General features: G+C 60.7%; 12 protein-coding genes. 7 read left to right on the forward strand and 5 right to left on the reverse strand.

Annotated elements, in window-relative coordinates:
- Positions 1–130 precede the first annotated feature (130 nt).
- Positions 131–2,083: an acetate--CoA ligase gene (gene acs / locus QWE_RS01195; protein WP_006724229.1), complete on the forward strand. Its 1,953-nt coding sequence runs from the start codon at positions 131–133 to the stop codon at positions 2,081–2,083.
- A 41-nt stretch (positions 2,084–2,124) separates the two neighbouring features.
- Here the strand turns inward: acs and QWE_RS24580 are convergent, their stop codons facing one another.
- Genes QWE_RS24580 through QWE_RS01205 form a run of 3 tightly spaced genes read right to left on the reverse strand, consistent with a single transcriptional unit; the run spans position 2,125 to position 3,150 of the window.
- Entirely contained in the window at positions 2,125–2,403 is a 279-nt protein-coding gene (locus tag QWE_RS24580; protein WP_338058753.1) for an excalibur calcium-binding domain-containing protein, read from the reverse strand.
- A gap of 35 nt (positions 2,404–2,438) precedes the next feature.
- Positions 2,439–2,927, reverse strand: coding sequence for a thermonuclease family protein (locus QWE_RS01200; RefSeq protein ID WP_240532487.1), 489 nt, complete (start codon positions 2,925–2,927; stop codon positions 2,439–2,441).
- 19 nt (positions 2,928–2,946) lie between these two features.
- Entirely contained in the window at positions 2,947–3,150 is a 204-nt protein-coding gene (locus tag QWE_RS01205) for a DUF1674 domain-containing protein (protein WP_006724231.1), read from the reverse strand.
- A 123-nt stretch (positions 3,151–3,273) separates the two neighbouring features.
- On the opposite strand from QWE_RS01205, the gene htpX reads away from it, so the two are divergent.
- From htpX to purH, 4 genes are all read left to right on the forward strand, one after another.
- The gene (gene htpX / locus QWE_RS01210) at positions 3,274–4,236 is read left to right on the forward strand and encodes a zinc metalloprotease HtpX (RefSeq protein ID WP_006724232.1); all 963 of its coding nucleotides are present in this window, start codon (positions 3,274–3,276) and stop codon (positions 4,234–4,236) included.
- On the forward strand, positions 4,227–5,615 hold the full coding sequence (locus tag QWE_RS01215; RefSeq protein WP_006724233.1) for an RsmB/NOP family class I SAM-dependent RNA methyltransferase: 1,389 nt from the start codon (positions 4,227–4,229) through the stop codon (positions 5,613–5,615). Before htpX ends, QWE_RS01215 begins: the two co-directional genes overlap by 10 nt.
- Before the next feature lie 189 nt (positions 5,616–5,804).
- Positions 5,805–7,481, forward strand: coding sequence for a heparinase II/III family protein (locus QWE_RS01220; RefSeq protein ID WP_006724234.1), 1,677 nt, complete (start codon positions 5,805–5,807; stop codon positions 7,479–7,481).
- A 100-nt stretch (positions 7,482–7,581) separates the two neighbouring features.
- Entirely contained in the window at positions 7,582–9,198 is a 1,617-nt protein-coding gene (gene purH / locus QWE_RS01225) for a bifunctional phosphoribosylaminoimidazolecarboxamide formyltransferase/IMP cyclohydrolase (RefSeq protein ID WP_006724235.1), read from the forward strand.
- Between the two features lie 55 nt (positions 9,199–9,253).
- Here purH and QWE_RS01230 read toward each other — a convergent pair whose 3' ends face one another.
- Complete coding sequence (locus QWE_RS01230) at positions 9,254–10,630, reverse strand: MFS transporter (protein ID WP_006724236.1); 1,377 nt, start codon at positions 10,628–10,630, stop codon at positions 9,254–9,256.
- A gap of 55 nt (positions 10,631–10,685) precedes the next feature.
- Positions 10,686–15,473 carry an NAD-glutamate dehydrogenase gene (locus QWE_RS01235; RefSeq protein WP_006724237.1) on the reverse strand — a complete coding sequence of 1,596 codons (4,788 nt, stop codon included), beginning with the start codon at positions 15,471–15,473 and terminating at the stop codon, positions 10,686–10,688.
- 187 nt (positions 15,474–15,660) lie between these two features.
- On the opposite strand from QWE_RS01235, the gene pdxY reads away from it, so the two are divergent.
- Complete coding sequence (gene pdxY, locus QWE_RS01240; RefSeq protein ID WP_006724238.1) at positions 15,661–16,545, forward strand: pyridoxal kinase PdxY; 885 nt, start codon at positions 15,661–15,663, stop codon at positions 16,543–16,545.
- A 65-nt stretch (positions 16,546–16,610) separates the two neighbouring features.
- Positions 16,611–17,264, forward strand: a complete 654-nt coding sequence (locus tag QWE_RS01245; protein WP_006724239.1) for a carbonic anhydrase — start codon at positions 16,611–16,613, stop codon at positions 17,262–17,264.
- Positions 17,265–17,311: the final 47 nt, after the last annotated feature.

Consider the following 17,311-nt stretch of genomic DNA (forward strand, 5'->3'; position numbering starts at 1 on the left):
GCAATTCGCGAAGTCGCGAATGACCTTTGTCTAATTGCTGGCCATGTTGCACCTGCTATGTATGTCGGCGATAGGCCGGGGAGGACGGTCCTGGTCGCCAGTTGTGGCCCGTCAACATGAGGAGGAATTCATGTCAGCCAAAACCTATCCGGTGCTGAAATCGGCAAAAGTTCGCGCTCTGATCGATGAAGACAAGTACCAGAAATGGTATCAGGAGAGCATCGAGGACCCCGAGAAGTTCTGGGGCAAACACGGCAAGCGGATCGACTGGTTCAAGCCGTATACGAAGGTCAAGAACACGTCGTTCAAGGGCAAAGTCCCGGTCAAGTGGTTCGAAGACGGTCTCACCAACGTCTCCTATAACTGTATCGACCGCCACCTGAAGACGCATGGCGAACAGACCGCCATCATCTGGGAAGGCGACAACCCCTATATCGACAAGAAGATCACCTATAACGAGCTCTACGAGCATGTTTGCCGTATGGCGAACGTCTTGAAGAAGCACGGCGTCAAGAAGGGTGACCGCGTCACCATCTACATGCCGATGATCCCGGAAGCGGCCTATGCGATGCTCGCCTGCGCCCGCATCGGTGCCATCCATTCGGTCGTCTTCGGCGGCTTCTCGCCGGAAGCGCTGGCCGGCCGTATCGTCGACTGCGAATCAACCTTCGTGATCACCTGCGATGAAGGCGTGCGCGGCGGCAAGCCGGTACCGCTCAAGGAAAACACCGACATCGCGATCGACATCGCCGCAAAGCAGTATGTCATCGTCAACAAGGTGCTCGTCGTGCGCCGCACCGGCGGCAAGATCGGCTGGGCGCCGGGCCGCGACATTTGGCATCACCAGGAAGTGCACACGGTCAAGGCAGACTGCCCCCCGGTCAAGATGAAGGCGGAAGATCCGCTGTTCATCCTCTACACCTCCGGTTCGACGGGCAAGCCGAAGGGCGTGATGCACACGACGGGCGGTTACCTCGTCTATGCCTCGATGACCCATGAATATGTTTTCGATTATCACGATGGGGACGTTTACTGGTGCACGGCCGATGTCGGCTGGGTGACCGGCCATTCCTACATTGTCTACGGACCACTTTCGAACTGCGCGACGACGCTGATGTTTGAAGGCATTCCGACCTTCCCCGATCAGGGACGGTTCTGGGAAGTGATCGAGAAGCACAAGGTCAACATCTTCTACACTGCACCGACGGCCATTCGTTCGCTGATGGGTGCGGGTGATGACTTCGTCAAGCGTTCGGACCGTTCGTCGCTCCGGCTTCTCGGGTCTGTGGGCGAGCCGATTAATCCGGAAGCCTGGGAATGGTATTACAACGTCGTCGGCGAGCAGAAATCGCCTGTAGTCGATACCTGGTGGCAGACCGAAACCGGTGGGATCATGATCACGCCGTTGCCGGGTGCGACGGCACTGAAGCCGGGTTCGGCGACCATGCCATTCTTCGGAATCAAGCCAGAGCTTGTCGATAATGAAGGCAATGTGCTGGAGGGTGCGACCGACGGCAATCTCTGCATCACCGACAGCTGGCCAGGACAGGCACGCTCTGTCTATGGCGACCACGACCGTTATGTGCAGACTTACTTCTCCACCTACAAGGGCAAGTACTTCACGGGTGACGGCTGCCGCCGGGACGAAGACGGCTATTACTGGATCACCGGCCGCGTCGATGACGTCCTGAACGTGTCCGGTCACCGTCTGGGAACGGCCGAAGTCGAGTCGGCTCTGGTTTCGCACCACCTCGTTTCCGAAGCGGCCGTCGTCGGCTATCCGCACACTATCAAGGGCCAAGGCATCTATTGCTATGTCACCTTGATGTCGGGTCACGAGGGCAATGATGCGCTCAGAGCCGATTTGGTGAAGCATGTGCGGACGGAAATCGGGCCGATCGCTACGCCGGACAAGATCCAGTTCGCACCCGGCCTGCCGAAGACCCGCTCGGGCAAGATCATGCGCCGCATCTTGCGCAAGATCGCCGAGGACGATTTTGGCGCGCTTGGCGATACCTCGACGCTGGCCGATCCGGCTGTCGTCGACGATCTGATCGCCAATCGTCAGAACAAGAGCGCCTGACAAAAAAGACCACCGGGAGCTTCCTCAAGCTCCCGGTGGTCTCAACATCCGATCACACGGCGGATTTCATTGACCTGCTCCACTGACGAGCAGACGTTCTCACAGGGTATACCGTCATTGTCGCCATCGGCGCGTCGATACCCGTTGCACCACAGGATGACCGCTTCCTCGCAACTTGAGACCTGCTTGCAGGATCGCGCTGCCAGTTCAATTGCGCTTGTCTGTGCATGCGCGCTGGATCCTGCCTGCGCCAAAAGAAGCAAAACCAGAAAAAATGCGGGTCTGAACAAAAAAGCCTGACGAATCGACATGCTTTGCATCAAGCAGCAACTGGCGGCAGCTGTCTACAAATCCCCTACAATCCGCGGGGGCAAACTCTCTTGGCCTTTTGCTTTCCCGCATATGGTTCGGCCAAACCAGCGGCCAGAAGTCGGTCCGCCGGGCGACTGCCGTCTGCCAGAGTGAGATCTGCAACGACGCGTCCGAAATACTTATCGCCAGAGATTGCGGTTAGCTGAACCGTCACACGGCCATTTACCAGGCTTGTCAGTTCGCTTTTTGCCTTGAGCGCCGCCTCGCGGAAGGCGGCGCATTTCGACTTCAGCTCAGGCGCATCGATGCCGCGCAGGCGCACATAGGTGCTGACCTTGTGATCTGGCCAAGGCATGGCCTCGACGAGAACCGTGTCGCCATCGATGACCTTGACCACTTCGGCCACGACTGGCCCGTCGATCTGGCGGCTCGCTGCGCTTAACGGCGCGACGGACACCAGCATCAGGAAGATTGTCATAGATGGGAGGGTTGATCGGAACATAATAGGAACATATTCCGATATCTGGCGCAATTCAATGGGTAATAATTCCTCAGAAGTCGATTGCGCGACCCTTGATTTCCCAATCGCCAAAACGGGCGGGATCAGCGCCGCCTCGGCCTCCGATTTCAGGTGGCATCTGCTGCGCTGCTTCGCGCTGGCGCCTTTCCTCTGCTTCGGCCAGTGCCCGCTTCGCGGCCGGGCTCAATTCACGCGGCGGCTCCACGTCGACTTCGGCTTCACGATCTTCTGACATCACATCGTCCTTTGCTGAGACGGCATTTCATGCGCAAACATTGAAATTGGGTTGCGCACTTTTTAAATCAACAGACGAAAACGGCAAGAACGTTGCCATCCGCTGCTTTTAGAGGACCACGACATGAATACCATGCGGACTGCCATGCTGCTCGCCTTCATGACTGCCCTCTTCATGGGCGTCGGTTTCCTGATCGGTGGCAGGGGCGGCATGATGATCGCCTTCATCATCGCCGCGGGCATGAACTTCTTCTCCTACTGGAATTCCGACAAGATGGTGCTTCGGGCCTATCGGGCCCAGGAAGTCGACGAGCGGACGGCTCCCGAATTCTACATCATGGTGCGGGATTTGGCGCGCAATGCGGGTCTGCCGATGCCGAAGGTCTATGTCTTCGACAACCCGCAGCCGAATGCCTTTGCGACTGGTCGCAATCCTCAGAACGCCGCCGTTGCTGCGTCGACGGGACTGCTGCAACGGCTCAGCCCGGAAGAGGTCGCAGGCGTCATGGCGCATGAGCTTGCCCATATCGAGAACCGCGACACGCTGACGATGACGATCACGGCAACGCTCGCGGGTGCGATCTCGATGCTGTCGAATTTCGCCTTCCTGTTTTCCAGTGGCCGGAGTGATCGCAACAATCCGCTTGGTATAGTCGGCGTCCTCATCGCCATGATCGTTGCCCCCCTGGCTGCCATGCTGGTCCAGATGGCAATCAGCCGGACGCGGGAATATGCGGCTGACCGCCGCGGCGCAGAAATCTGCGGGCAGCCGCGCTGGCTCGCATCGGCCCTGCAGAAGATCGCCGGCGACGCGTCTCACATCGAAAACGTGGACGCGGAGCGCAATCCGGCAACCGCCCACATGTTCATCATCAATCCCTTGAACGGTCAGCGAATGGACAATCTCTTTTCGACCCATCCCAACACGCGCAATCGTATCGAAGCGCTGCTGGCTATGAGCGATATCCGGCCCGGGGGATCGACGCCGCCGGAGGCCCCTGTTAAGGCATCGCGCACAGCGCGTTCTGTTCCGACCACCGGTTGGGGACGCGGCAAAGCCGAACCACCCAAGGGACCATGGTCTTGAACGACACATCGACGGGCAAACCGAAAAGCAAGCACAATGGCAGCAAAAAGCATGGAGAGCGTGCCCCTCGGCAGCCCTTGAAGCCAGGGCTCGAAGCCCGAATTGCCGCAAGCCGAATTCTGGCAGCGGTAATCGATCGGAAGACGTCGCTCGACGGCATGCTGGATTCAGAGCATGGCAATCCCGCATTCCTGCCACTGAACGATGCCGATCGCAGCCTCGTGAAGGCGATCCTTCAGAGCGCTCTGCGCCATCTGCCTCGGATCGAGGCGATTATCGGAGAATTGCTCGACACTCCGCTGCCGGACGGTGCCCGCTCCCTACATCACCTTCTGATCGTGGCTGCGGCGCAGATGCTCTATCTTGATGTGCCCGATCATTCGGCTGTTGACCTTGCCGTGGAGCAGGCCAATGGCGATCCCAGAAGTCGCCGTTTCTCCAAGCTGGTGAATGCCATCCTGCGCCGCATCGGGCGTGAAAAGACAGAGCTTCTTGCTGCCGTGGATGATCTTCCCTGCATGCCGGACTGGTTCATGGCGCGCCTGACGCAAGTCTATGGCGAGCAACAAGCGCTTGCCATCGCGGCGTCCCAGCTGGAGCCCCCGACGATCGATTTGACCGTGAAGTCGGATGCGGCCGGCTGGGCGACGCGGCTTGGCGGACAGGTCTTGCCAACCGGCAGTGTGCGTCTCGAGCGGTTTCGTGGCTCTGTGACCGCGCTTGAAGGTTTCGATGAAGGTGCGTGGTGGGTGCAGGATGCAGCCGCCGCGATCCCTGCAAAGCTGTTCGGTGATCTCACGGGAAAACGGGCTGCCGATCTTTGCGCTGCACCCGGCGGCAAGACGGCACAGCTGGTGCTCGCCGGCGGTGATGTCCTGGCGGTCGAGCAATCGAAGTCTCGTCTGAAGCGTCTGGAGTCCAATCTCCAGCGCCTCGGACTTTCGGTCGAAATCCGCTGTGCGAACCTGCTCGATCTCGATGCGACAGAGACTTTCGATGCGATCCTGCTCGATACACCCTGTTCATCGACCGGCACCACGCGTCGCCACCCGGATGTTCTCTGGACAAAGAATGCGGCCGATATCGCCAAGCTGGCCGAACTGCAGGAGAAGTTGCTGCGTCATGCCGTGACACTCTTGAAATCGGGTGGCCGTCTGGTCTTCTCCAACTGCTCTATCGATCCTTCCGAAGGCGAAGAGATTGTTGCCCGAGTGTTGGCGGAGGTCCCCGGTCTGCAATTGCAGCCGATCGACCCGGCAGACTGGCCCGGGCTGGAAGCAGCCATCACCGCCAAGGGTGAATTCAGGACCACGCCCGACATGCTTCGAGAAATTGGCGGGCTTGACGGCTTCTACGCCGCGGTCATTGCTAAAATTTAACTAATATCTCAATAAACCTGTTGGGAAGTCTGCGTGAACGTGGACCGTCGCTCCGCATGGACGGGGCGCGGCTCTATGACTTGTCATTTCGTGCCCACGTCAGTAGCCCGAAGGCCTTATCCCTTCGAACTCCTTGGGCTCGGACAACCGGAATGGCTGGATCATCATGATCTGGTGACAGGAACCATTATGCGAATCAATGATCGCGTCCGACTGATCTCGCTCCACGTCGCCGAATCCTGGCGGCGTATGCGGCAGGCGGCTGCCATCGTGATGCCTTCTGCCGTGCAGCGGGGAGCTTTCCGCCTCAACCGAGTCGTCGTAGCGCCGACCGATCTCAGGGCGATCGACTCGTTTGTGGCGGATGAGGTCTTCAACGGACGCTTTCCACTTGCCGGACGCGTTCTCGATACCGAGGGTCAATCTCCCTTCGAACTGGAGTTGCCGTCCGTCCAGTTTGCGCGCCGCCTGCACGGCTTCGGCTGGCTGCGCCATATTCGCGCCGACAAGACGGCAGCCGCCTGCGAGAATGCCCGATGGATCACGGACCAGTGGATCACCCTTCATGGCGGCCGCAGCAAGGGCGTCGCCTGGGACAGCGAGGTCGTGTCCCGGCGGATCATCAGCTGGCTTTCGCATTCACCGATCGTGCTTCACGAAGCCGATGCTGGCTTTTATCGCCGGTTCACGTCCTCGCTTGGGCAGCAGGTGCGCCACCTTCAGCGCCGCGCCGATTCAATGCCGGAGGGTCTCCCGCGCCTCAAGGCGCGCATCGCCATCGCCATGGCGTCGATCGCGGCCGAGGCGCGCCCTGCTGCCGTTCGTCGCGCTGGACGATTGCTTGACCGGGAGCTTGAGCGGCAGGTTCTGGCAGACGGCAGCCATGTCTCTCGCAATCCGCAGGCCTCTGTCGATTTGCTCTTCGATCTTCTGCCGCTGCGCCAAAGCTACATCAATCTCGGTCACGAGGTTCCCGCCAAGCTCATTCCGGTCATCGACCGGATGTACCCGGCCGTGCGCTTCTTCCGTCACAGCAGCGGCGATCTCGCCCTCTTCAATGGCGCCAGTTCGTCGCTTGCCACCGATCTCATGAGTGTCCTCCGATATGACGAAACGGCGGGGCAGCCCTTCAAGGCTCTTCCGCATGGCGGCTATCATCGGCTTTCCGGGGGGGACACCACGATCCTGGTCGACACCGGCAAACCCCTCTCGGCGCGGCTATCGAGCACGGCGCATGCCGGTTGTCTCTCGTTCGAACTGTCTTCGGGACGGAACCGCTTCCTGATCAACAGCGGGTCACCGCGCTTTGCAGGGGAACGCCTCCGTCAACTTGCCCGTGCTACGGCAGCCCATAGCACCGTGTGCATTGGTGACGTTTCCTCGGCGCGGATCGCGCAGTCGTCCCGCCTCGGAACGATCATGCTGTCGGGTCCCTCCAAAATCGAGGTCGAACGACAGACCGGTCCCGATGGCAGTGACCGACTGTCGGCACGGCACGACGGCTATGTAAAGCGCTTCGGTGTCTTGCACGAGCGGGAGATCCGCATCAACGAGCAGGGCACCAAGATCGCCGGGCGGGACCGTCTGCTGTTGCCGGACGGGTTGCCGACACCCAATCTGCCGGGTGCAGAGGTCATCGCGCGTTTCCATGTGCATCCGACAATCACCGTGGAACGTTCCGACGCCCGGAAGATACGGCTGGTGGCACCGGATGGCGAGAGCTGGTCATTCTCCATCCCCGTCGGTGAAATCGCGATTGGTGAAGACGTCTTCTTCGCCGATGTTTCGGGCATCCGCCCGTCGCAGCAGCTGGAGATTGTCTTCGAGGGGCCGGAAATACGCTGGTTTCTCGCGCATCACGCCTGATGGCGGGCATCTTGCGGTTTCCTCACAGGTGAAGCTGTGCTAGGCGGCGGCATCGCGCCCGCTGCCGCATTTCCGGGCGCCCGCCAGCTCGGAGAGAACCATGGCCGTCGTTTCCAAGAAGATCCCCGCCCCCGACCTCGTGCGCGTGCGTACCGCACTTCTCTCGGTGTCCGACAAGACCGGCATCGTCGAATTCGCCCAGGCGCTGCACCAGCGCGGCGTCCGCCTACTGTCGACTGGCGGCACCCACAAGGCTCTTGCTGCGGCCGGCCTGCCAGTCATCGACGTCTCCGAGATCACGGGCTTCCCCGAGATCATGGATGGCCGGGTCAAAACGCTCCATCCGCTGGTCCATGGCGGTCTCCTGTCGATCCGGGACGATGCAGAACATGTCGATGCGATGAAGGCGCACGGCATCGAGGCCATCGATCTCTCCGTTATCAACCTCTATCCGTTCGAACAGGTTCGCGCCGCCGGCGGCGACTATCCGACCACCGTCGAAAACATCGACATCGGTGGACCCGCAATGATCCGCGCTTCGGCGAAGAACCACGCCTATGTCACCGTCGTCACCGATGCGGCCGACTATGCCGAGGTGATTGCCGCGCTCTCCAAAAATGACGGCCAGACGACCTATGCGCTGCGTCAACGCCTCGCAGCCAAAGCTTATGCCCGCACCGCCGCCTATGACACTGCGATCTCAAACTGGTTTGCAGAAGCGCTCGAGATCGAGATGCCTGCCTACCGGACTGTGGGCGGCGTGTTGAAGGAAAAGATGCGCTATGGCGAGAACCCGCATCAGAGCGCGGGCTTCTATGTCACTGGCGACAACCGTCCGGGTGTCGCGACCGCGACGCTGCTGCAGGGCAAGCAGCTTTCCTACAACAACATCAACGATACGGACGCGGCGTTCGAACTCGTTGCCGAGTTTCCGCCGGAAAACGGCCCGGCCTGCGCAATCATCAAGCATGCGAACCCCTGCGGCGTCGCCACAGGCTCAAGCCTGGTCGAGGCCTACAAGCGGGCGCTTGCCTGTGACAGCACCTCGGCGTTCGGCGGCATCATCGCGCTCAACCAGATCCTCGATGCCGAGACCGCGCAGGAAATCGTCAAGCTCTTCACCGAAGTGATCATTGCCCCTGACGTCACCGACGAGGCCAAGGCGATCATCGCCGCCAAGCCGAACCTGCGCTTGCTGACCACGGGCGGACTGCCCGATCCGCGCGCCCGCGGCGTAATGGCCAAGACGGTCTCCGGTGGTCTGCTTGTCCAGAGCCGCGACAATGTCATGGTCGAGGATCTCGACCTCAAGGTCGTCACCAAGCGCGCGCCAACGGCGACCGAGCTCGAGGACATGAAGTTCGCCTTCAAGATCGCCAAGCATGTGAAGTCGAATGCGGTCATTTATGCCAAGGATGGCCAGACGGCCGGCATCGGCGCCGGCCAGATGAGCCGTGTCGATTCCGCCCGCATTGCCGCGCTGAAGGCGGAAGACGCCGCCAAGGCGCTCGGCCTTTCGGCGCCGCTGACCAAGGGCTCCGCGGTTGCCTCCGAGGCCTTCTATCCCTTCGCCGACGGTCTTCTGGCCGCGATCGCTGCGGGTGCCACTGCTGTCATCCAGCCCGGTGGTTCGATGCGCGACGAAGAAGTGATTGCAGCTGCCGACGAACATGGCGTGGCGATGGTCTTTACCGGCGTCCGTCACTTCCGCCATTGAGGAAACCTGATCGCAGAGAAACTGAATGGCCGGTGGAGCGATCCACCGGCCTTTTTCACGAGGTCTTACCGTGGTCTGTCGCCGGGTAATTCGTCCTCAAGAGAAGGACGAGGCCGCCAATCAGAAACACCAGCAATGTGGCCATGCCGGCACGCGGTGAGCCCGACCATGCGGTGACCACAGAGAAGGACAGCGTCGCAAGGAAACTCGTCGCGCGGCCTGATAGGGAGTAGATCCCGAAATAACGGCCGGCTTCGTGCAGTTCGACGCTGCGGGCGAGATAGGAGCGCGATGAGGCCTGAACGGGGCCGAAGGACATGCCAATCAACAGGCCGTACAGGACATAGGCCTTTTCGGCGGGGGTGGCGAACAGCCCGTCGGTACCTGTGATCGGCAGGCTCAACAGCCCGAAGAGGGTGAAGTCGACGCCGGTCGAGATGATCCCGAAGGTGGCAACGATCAGCAATCCCAAGCTCACCATGACCACCACCTTGGAGCCGAGTGCCCTGTCCACCCGACCGGCCACGAGGCAGCCGAAGATCGCGACGATGTTGAGAATGATCCCGTAGATGCCGATCTCCATCGTCGACCAGCCGAACATGGCGGCAGCGAAGACACCGCCCAGCACGAGAAGTCCGTTGACGCCGTCCTGATAGATCATCCGGGCGATGAGGAAGCGCAGGATATTGCTGCGATGGCGGAGTTCAACAAGTGTCGAGCGGATCTCGCGAAGTCCGGACCGGACGGCCGCGCCTAAAGCTTTGCCCTTCGCTGCGTCCGGGGTGAAGAAGAACATCGGGAGGATGAAGATCAAATACCAGACGGCGGAAATCGGGCCGGTAATGCGAGCGTCCTCGCCTGCCACCGGGTCGAGGCCGAACAAGGGATCGAGCCCGATCAGCGTCTTTCCGGTCGTCGGATTGCCGGCCAGGAAGAGCACCACGAAGATCAGCACGATCATGCCGCCCATATAGCCCATGCCCCAGGCGATGTTGGACACGCGCCCGACATCCTGCTGGCTGACGAGGCGCGGCATCATGGAATCGTTGAAGACGATAGAAAATTCTGCGGCGATGCTGGCGAGGATCATCAGCAGCATCACGAAGGCGACAGGCGATCCCGGAGCGGCTGTCCAGAGAAGGGCGAGGCAGGCGATCTTGATCAGCGCGAAGAAGGCGATCCAGGGCTTCCTGGATCCGGACTCGTCGGCGATTGAACCAAGAATGGGTGCGAGGATGGCAATGATGATGCCGGAAATCGTCGCCGCATTGCTCCAGGCCGTCTGGGCGCTCACCGGATCATCGGTCATCCGCGAGACGAAGTACGGACCGAAAATGAAGGTCGTCACCACGGTGAAGAAGGGCTGAGCTGCCCAGTCAAAAAACATCCAGCCACGAACACCCCTGTCGATGGTGCCGTGGCTGGTCTTCATGTCTGTACGTGTCGTCACGCGCACCCCCGGAGCCTCTAAAAGCCCGGGGACAGTGTCACCTCACGTGGTCCTGTGCAAGATCACCCAGGAGCCCGGCAGCGACAGCGAGCTTGGAAATGCTCGGTTCGCCACTGTCGACGATCGATGCCAGTTCCTTGCCGATCCGCTCGACACGGTTTCTGTCCGTCGCAATCCACGCCTGAACCGGTTGCAGCTCCTTGCCATGGCTCGTCAGCGCCACACAGACGATCTGTCTGCGCGCCTGACCGATTCGGTCGAGGCTACGTGTCAGGGCCAGACTGTCGTAGTGGTCGGTCGTCTGGATCCGTCCGGCATTCTCGATGATGCGGCCGATGCGGAAGGCTTCGGAGACTGCGAAGAAGCCGCGCATGGCACCGGCGAAATCGGCGCCGGTGCGTTCGGCAATCTGCAGGATCTCGGGCAGCAGCTGCATGGTCTGCAGATTGACGACCTCAGCCGCCAAGGCTTGCGGCGCGCCGGCTTCGATGAGGGCGGTAATCTGGTCGTCGAAGTGCTGACGAAGGGCGGTCGGAACCGTCTTCTTGAACACGGGTGACGCTGAAGTGACCGCGGCCTTCAACTGCGCCACGGCATCGCCGATCGAACCCTTCACATAGCCGGTGTCGATCAGCAACCTCGTCATCGCGGCATAGATATCCGAGATGATCGCATAGAGCCGGTTCTGGGTCTGCCCCGGGATCTGGGCGTCCAGGGCGTCGATCTTGTCCCAGAGCGGCGTCAGACCGAGCGCCTCGCGGGTGACCAGTGCGGCCTTGACGACGGTGTCCGGTGAGCTCCCCGTCGCGTCGCAGACCGAAACGACAAAGCCGGGGCCGCCACGATTGATGGCGTGATTGGCGAGAACCGTCGCGATGATTTCACGGCGGAGGCGATGACCGGCGATGTCGCTCGCAAAGCTGTCGCGCATGGCGGCCGGGAAGTAGTTGAACAGCGTCGCCTCGCAATAGCTGTCGTCCGGAAGGTCCGAGTCGATCAGCTGATCGAAGAGCACGATCTTCGCGTAGGAGAGAAGCACGCCGATTTCCGGCCTGGTCAGCGCCTTGCCCGAGACGTAGCGTTCCGCAACAGCGGCGGAATCCGGAAGTGTCTCGACCTTGCGGTTGAGGCGCCCCATGCCCTCCAGATAATCCATGAGCCGGCTCAGCTCTTCGCGATTGCCGGCTCCCTTGGCTTCGGTGAGCGAGATCGACAGCGACTGGAGGTAGTTGTTGCGCAGAACGAGATCTGCCACTTCGTCCGTCATCTCGGCGAGCAGCACATTGCGCTTCTCCCGCGGCAGCCGCCCCTCCAGCATGGCCGGGCTCAAGGCGATCTTGATGTTGACCTCGACGTCCGAGGAATTCACCCCGGCCGAGTTGTCGATCGCATCGGAGTTGCAGCGGCCACCATTCAAGGCGTAGGCGATACGGCCCTTCTGGGTCACGCCCAGATTGGCGCCTTCGCCGATGACCTTGGCGCGGACATCGGCTGCGTTGACGCGGATTGCATCATTGGCGCGGTCACCGACTTCGGCATCGGTCTCGGCTGCTGCCTTGATGTAGGTGCCAATGCCGCCGAACCACAGGAGATCCACCGGCGCCTTGAGGATTGCCGTCATGATATCCATCGGCGTGGCGGTGGTCGTTTCAAGACCGATGGCCGCAGCCGCTTCCGGGGTGAGTTTGACGGATTTCTCGGCACGAGAAATGATCATCGCACCAGCCGAGAGCGTCGAGCGGTCATAGTCCTGCCAGCTCGAACGCGGCAGATTAAACATGCGCTTGCGCTCGGCAAACGAGGTGGCCGGATCCGGGTTGGGATCGATGAAGATGTCGCGATGGTCGAAGGCCGCGATCAGCCTGATCTTTTCCGACAGCAGCATGCCGTTGCCGAAGACGTCGCCCGACATGTCGCCCACGCCCGCCACGGTAAACGGCGTCGTCTGGATATCGGTATCGATTTCCCGGAAGTGCCGCTTGACCGTTTCCCAGGCGCCGCGCGCCGTGATGCCCATCTTCTTGTGGTCGTACCCAGCAGAGCCGCCAGAGGCGAAAGCATCGTCGAGCCAGAAGCCGGCTTCCTGAGCCAGGCCGTTTGCCGTGTCCGAGAAGGTCGCCGTGCCCTTGTCGGCGGCAACGACGAAATAGGGATCGTCGCCATCCGGCCGGAGGGTATCGGCTGGCGGAACGATGTCACCGGCGACGATGTTGTCGGTGATCGACAGGAGGGTGCGGATATAGGTCTTGTAGGCTTCCGTGCCGGCGGCGAACCAGGCTTCGCGGTTGGTCGCAGGCGGGAGTTGCTTGGGGAAGAAGCCGCCCTTCGCACCGACTGGCACGATCACGGCATTCTTGACCTGCTGCGCTTTGACGAGACCGAGCACTTCCGTGCGGTAGTCCTGTGCGCGATCCGACCAGCGCAGGCCGCCGCGGGCAACCTTGCCGAAGCGCAGGTGGACGCCTTCGACCTCGACACCGTAGATGAAGATCTCGCGGAACGGACGCGGTTCGGGCAGGCCTTCCAGCTTGTGCGGATCGAACTTGAAAGCGAGCATCGGGCGATCGCTTTGTTGATAGCCCTTCTGGTAAAAATTGGTTCTGAGTGTCGCCTCGATCGCATTGATGTAGCGACGCACGATCCGGTCCTCATCGAGGATCTTCACGTCGTTCAGTTTGCTTTCCAGCGCGCCGAGCAGTTCTGCGTGGCGGCTCTTGCGGCTTTTCTCGGCCAGCGAGACATCGAAGCGATTCTTGAACAGTGCCACAAGGTCGGCCGCGATGGCCGGGTGTTTGGTCAGCGTTTCCGCCATGTAGGTCAGCGAATAGACCGCGCCGGCCTGGCGGAGATAGGCGGCATAAGCTCTCAGCACCGATGCCTCGCGGACAGTGACGCTTGCTGCGAGGATCAGGCGGTTGAATGGGTCGTTATCGACCGCTCCCGTAAAGGCAGCCAGAAAGGCTTCTTCAACCTGTGTCGCATGCTGCTTGATGTCGAAGTTCACCCCATCTGGAACCTGCAGTTCCATATCGTGGAGAACGATGACACGCTGCGCGTCGTCGGAGCGACCGATGCCGATGTCGAAGGTGCGTTCGCTGATCACCCGGAATCCGAGGTTTTCGAGCAGAGGCACACGACGGGATAGGGGAAGATGATCACTCACATGGAAGATCTTGAGGTAGAGAAGCGGGCCGCGCTCATCCGTCACCTGGTGGAATTCGAGCGATAGCGGGGCTCCTGCCATGCAGGCGTTGATGTGCCTGAGATCGCTGACCGCCTCTTCCGGGGTAAAGGCTTCCTCGAATGCCTGACCCACTTCGAGCGTCGGAGCACCTTTGCCGGCAAGGGCAGCAAAACGATCCGTCCAGCGCGCGGTGATCTGGCGCACCGCCTCTTCAAGCGCCGCCTGGGGGATTTGAGGTGTCGCTCCCTCGCGTCGGCCGATGATGATATGCACGCGGGCCACGCCCCCTTCAGGGAAGGCCGGATAGAAGGCTGAAACATGCCCGTTGTAGACGGACTGGAAGTAGAGGCCGATCTTCTCGCGAACCATCGAATTGTAGTCTTCGCGGGGCACGTAAACGATCAGCGAGACGAAACGATCGAAATGGTCAATGCGCGGCAACACGCGCACGCGCGGGCGTTCGGAAAGGTCGTTGATCTGTTCGCAGAACTTCGCCAGCAGGTCGGGCGTGATCTGGAAGAGATCGTCGCGCGGATAATTTTCCAGCGTGTTCTGCAGCATGCGGCCGGAATGGCTGCGGGGGTCGAAGTCGAAGTGGGAGACGACCTTCTCGACCTTGGCGCGCAGGAGCGGGATCTGATTGACCGAGCGCGTATAGGCGGTGGCTGTAAACAGACCGACGATGCGGAGCTCGCCCGCAACCTTGCCGTTTGGACCAAAGCGCTTGATGCCGATGTAATCCATGTAGGCGCGGCGGTGAACGACGGATTTGACATTCGCCTTGGTGACGATGAGATAGTCGGGACCTTGCAGGAAGGCCAGAATCTCGGGGGTGGTCGTGACCTGGTGCTGCCCTTGGCGAAGCACGCGAACATCGGGGTCCGAGAGAATGCCGAGGCCGCTGCCCTTCTCGCGCTCGACGGTCGCTTCCGCTCCGTCGCCCGAATAGGTGTATTCGCGCATGCCAAGGAAGGTGAAATTGTTGTTGCGCAACCACTCGAGGAACGCGACCGCCTCGTCGCGCTCAGCTTCGGTCCGTCCGGCAGACAGATCGCGAAGCTCCGAAAGCGCTGTTTCCAGCAGATTCAGCATCGGCTTCCAGTCGGTCGCCGCCATCTTGACCTGCGCCAGGACATTCTGAAGCCGGCGGATCAATTCGGCCGACTGCTCCGCCGAGAGCGGTGCGAGATGAAGTTGGATGTAGCTGACCTTGATCGCACCTTCCGGATCCGAGTCCGGGTTCGACAGCGAGATGTCACCGCGCGGTGTCACAGCAAGGATAGGATGAACCGCCATATAGATGTCGCGATAGTGGCTGGTCACCTCGCCCATCAGCGAATCGTAGAGGAAGGACTTGTTGTGGTCGACAATGGAGAGAACGCTGACTGGAATGCCGTTCGGGCTTACGCCCTCGATGGTATCGATGCTGATATGGGGCATCGTTCGATCCCAAGCCGCAATGTCACGTGCGGCTCTCGACGCCGATCGTGCCAGCATCGACGCATCGTAGCGATCGAGGTCGTCGTTGCTTGCTCTTCCGAATATGACTTTCAGCGACACATGGGCATCGCCCGTTTCTCGCGCCATCTGCTCCGCATTTTCCAGCAATTCGTCCCGCTTGCTGAACCCGGTCCTGCCCATGTACCCCTCCGTAAATCGCGCCATTGCGCGTAATCTTCACGCAAATGGCTTGCAAAAGTATGTATGGAACAGAAATACGAAAAAATCAGGCGAAAATATGCGGTCAAATTCATAAAATTCAGGAAATTTTTGCATCAGATGGTGCTTTGCCAGTTCGATTGCCGGGTGAGAAAGCGAATCACATAAAATGCGCGAAAAGAGCAAGGGTGCCGTCATCGTCATCTCAAGCCATGTTGTCCGTGGATCCGTCGGCAACAGAGCCGCCGTGTTCGCCCTGGAAGTCCTGGGGCGGCCGGTCTGGGCGCTTCCAACGATCGTGCTTCCCTGGCATCCGGGACATGGTCCTGCGACGCGTCTGCGATTTCCCGACGACGACTTCGACCAGGCGATCGATGATCTGATCAGGGCGCCATGGTTGGGTGAGGTCTCGGCAGTCTTGTCTGGGTACTTCGGCAGCGCCCGCCAGCCAGCCGCTATCGCCCGTCTCGTCGAGGCTGCCAAACAGAAAAATCCGGATCTGATCTATGTCTGCGACCCCGTGATCGGCGATCTCGGAGGGCTTTACGTTCCAGTCGAAACCGCAACGGCCATCCGAGACCGGCTCATTCCGCTTGCCGATCTCGCGACACCCAATCGCTATGAACTGCAGTGGCTGGCAGGGCGCGAGCTGCCAAGCAACCAGGCCATCATTGAAGCGGCGGGCGATCTCGGACCGAAACGCATGCTGGTCACCTCCGCGGTGCCAATGATGGCCAAGGGGACGGGAAACCTCCTGCTGAGTGGCCGATCGGCTCTGCTTGCCGAACACCGGCTTATCGACAATCCGCCAAATGGGTTGGGTGATCTTCTCGCCGCCGTCTTTCTGGCACGTCTTCTCGAAGGCTTGGACGAAGAAAAGGCGCTGCAACTGGCGACGGCCAGTGTCTTTGAAATTCTCGCGCAGACAGCCAAGCGCGGCAGTGACGAACTGACCCTGGAGAGCGACGCCTCCAGTCTCTCGACGCCCATGGCCATGGTACAGATGCGCCGCCTGCTGCATCCTGCCCCGCGCAAGCCCAGCACCCGGCCCTGATTTCCCAGGCAATTCTGTGGCTGCAATCAGTTGCCAGGGTCGTTCACGCGCTGTAATCGGTAGCAATGAGCCATTTTCCATCCGCACTTCTCAACGGCTATCGCAATTTCATGAGCGGCCGGTATCACGATCAGCGTGATCGCTACCGTGCGCTCGCCGAGCAGGGGCAAAAGCCCAATACGCTGGTGATTGCGTGCTGCGATTCCCGGGCCGCGCCCGAGGTGATCTTTGATTCCATTCCGGGCGAGCTCTTCGTCGTCCGCAATGTCGCCAATATGGTGCCGCCCTACGAGCCGGACGGCCAGTACCACTCGACCTCGGCCGCCCTTGAATTCGCCGTTCAGGCGCTGCGTGTGCAGGACATTATCGTGATGGGCCATGGGCGATGCGGCGGTATTCGTGCAGCCCTTGACCCGAACGCAGAGCCGCTCTCGCCGGGCGATTTCATCGGCAAGTGGATGAACCTCGTCGCGCCCGCTGCCGAGCAGATCCAGGGCAACTCGACCATGACCCCCGCCGAGCGGCAGACGGCGCTTGAGCGCATCTCCATCCGCAATTCGATTGCCAATCTGCGGACATTCCCGTATGTGAAGATCCTCGAGGAGCGCGGCAAACTGCGCATCCACGGTGCTTGGTTCGACATCAGCAATGGGGAATTGTGGGTCATGGACCCGAAGACCAAGGACTTCGAACGGCTCGGGGCAGAGCCGAACAGCTGATCACCCGGTCAGGCGCTTGCATCACCTGAAATGCGAAACGGCGGCCC

This window comes from Agrobacterium albertimagni AOL15, from assembly GCF_000300855.1.
GTDB lineage: Bacteria > Pseudomonadota > Alphaproteobacteria > Rhizobiales > Rhizobiaceae > Allorhizobium > Allorhizobium albertimagni.

Bases quoted from the DNA above. Each gene is read 5' to 3' on its own strand.
- purH (WP_006724235.1), top strand. From the start codon at position 7,582: ATGGCCGTCGTTTCCAAGAAGATCCCCGCCCCCGACCTCGTGCGCGTG.
- QWE_RS01235 (WP_006724237.1), bottom strand. From the start codon at position 15,473: ATGGGCAGGACCGGGTTCAGCAAGCGGGACGAATTGCTGGAAAATGCG.
- htpX (WP_006724232.1), top strand. From the start codon at position 3,274: ATGAATACCATGCGGACTGCCATGCTGCTCGCCTTCATGACTGCCCTC.
- acs (WP_006724229.1), top strand. From the start codon at position 131: ATGTCAGCCAAAACCTATCCGGTGCTGAAATCGGCAAAAGTTCGCGCT.
- QWE_RS01230 (WP_006724236.1), bottom strand. From the start codon at position 10,630: ATGAAGACCAGCCACGGCACCATCGACAGGGGTGTTCGTGGCTGGATG.
- QWE_RS01205 (WP_006724231.1), bottom strand. From the start codon at position 3,150: ATGTCAGAAGATCGTGAAGCCGAAGTCGACGTGGAGCCGCCGCGTGAA.
- QWE_RS01245 (WP_006724239.1), top strand. From the start codon at position 16,611: ATGAGCCATTTTCCATCCGCACTTCTCAACGGCTATCGCAATTTCATG.
- QWE_RS24580 (WP_338058753.1), bottom strand. From the start codon at position 2,403: ATGCAAAGCATGTCGATTCGTCAGGCTTTTTTGTTCAGACCCGCATTT.
- QWE_RS01215 (WP_006724233.1), top strand. From the start codon at position 4,227: ATGGTCTTGAACGACACATCGACGGGCAAACCGAAAAGCAAGCACAAT.
- pdxY (WP_006724238.1), top strand. From the start codon at position 15,661: ATGCGCGAAAAGAGCAAGGGTGCCGTCATCGTCATCTCAAGCCATGTT.
- QWE_RS01220 (WP_006724234.1), top strand. From the start codon at position 5,805: ATGCGAATCAATGATCGCGTCCGACTGATCTCGCTCCACGTCGCCGAA.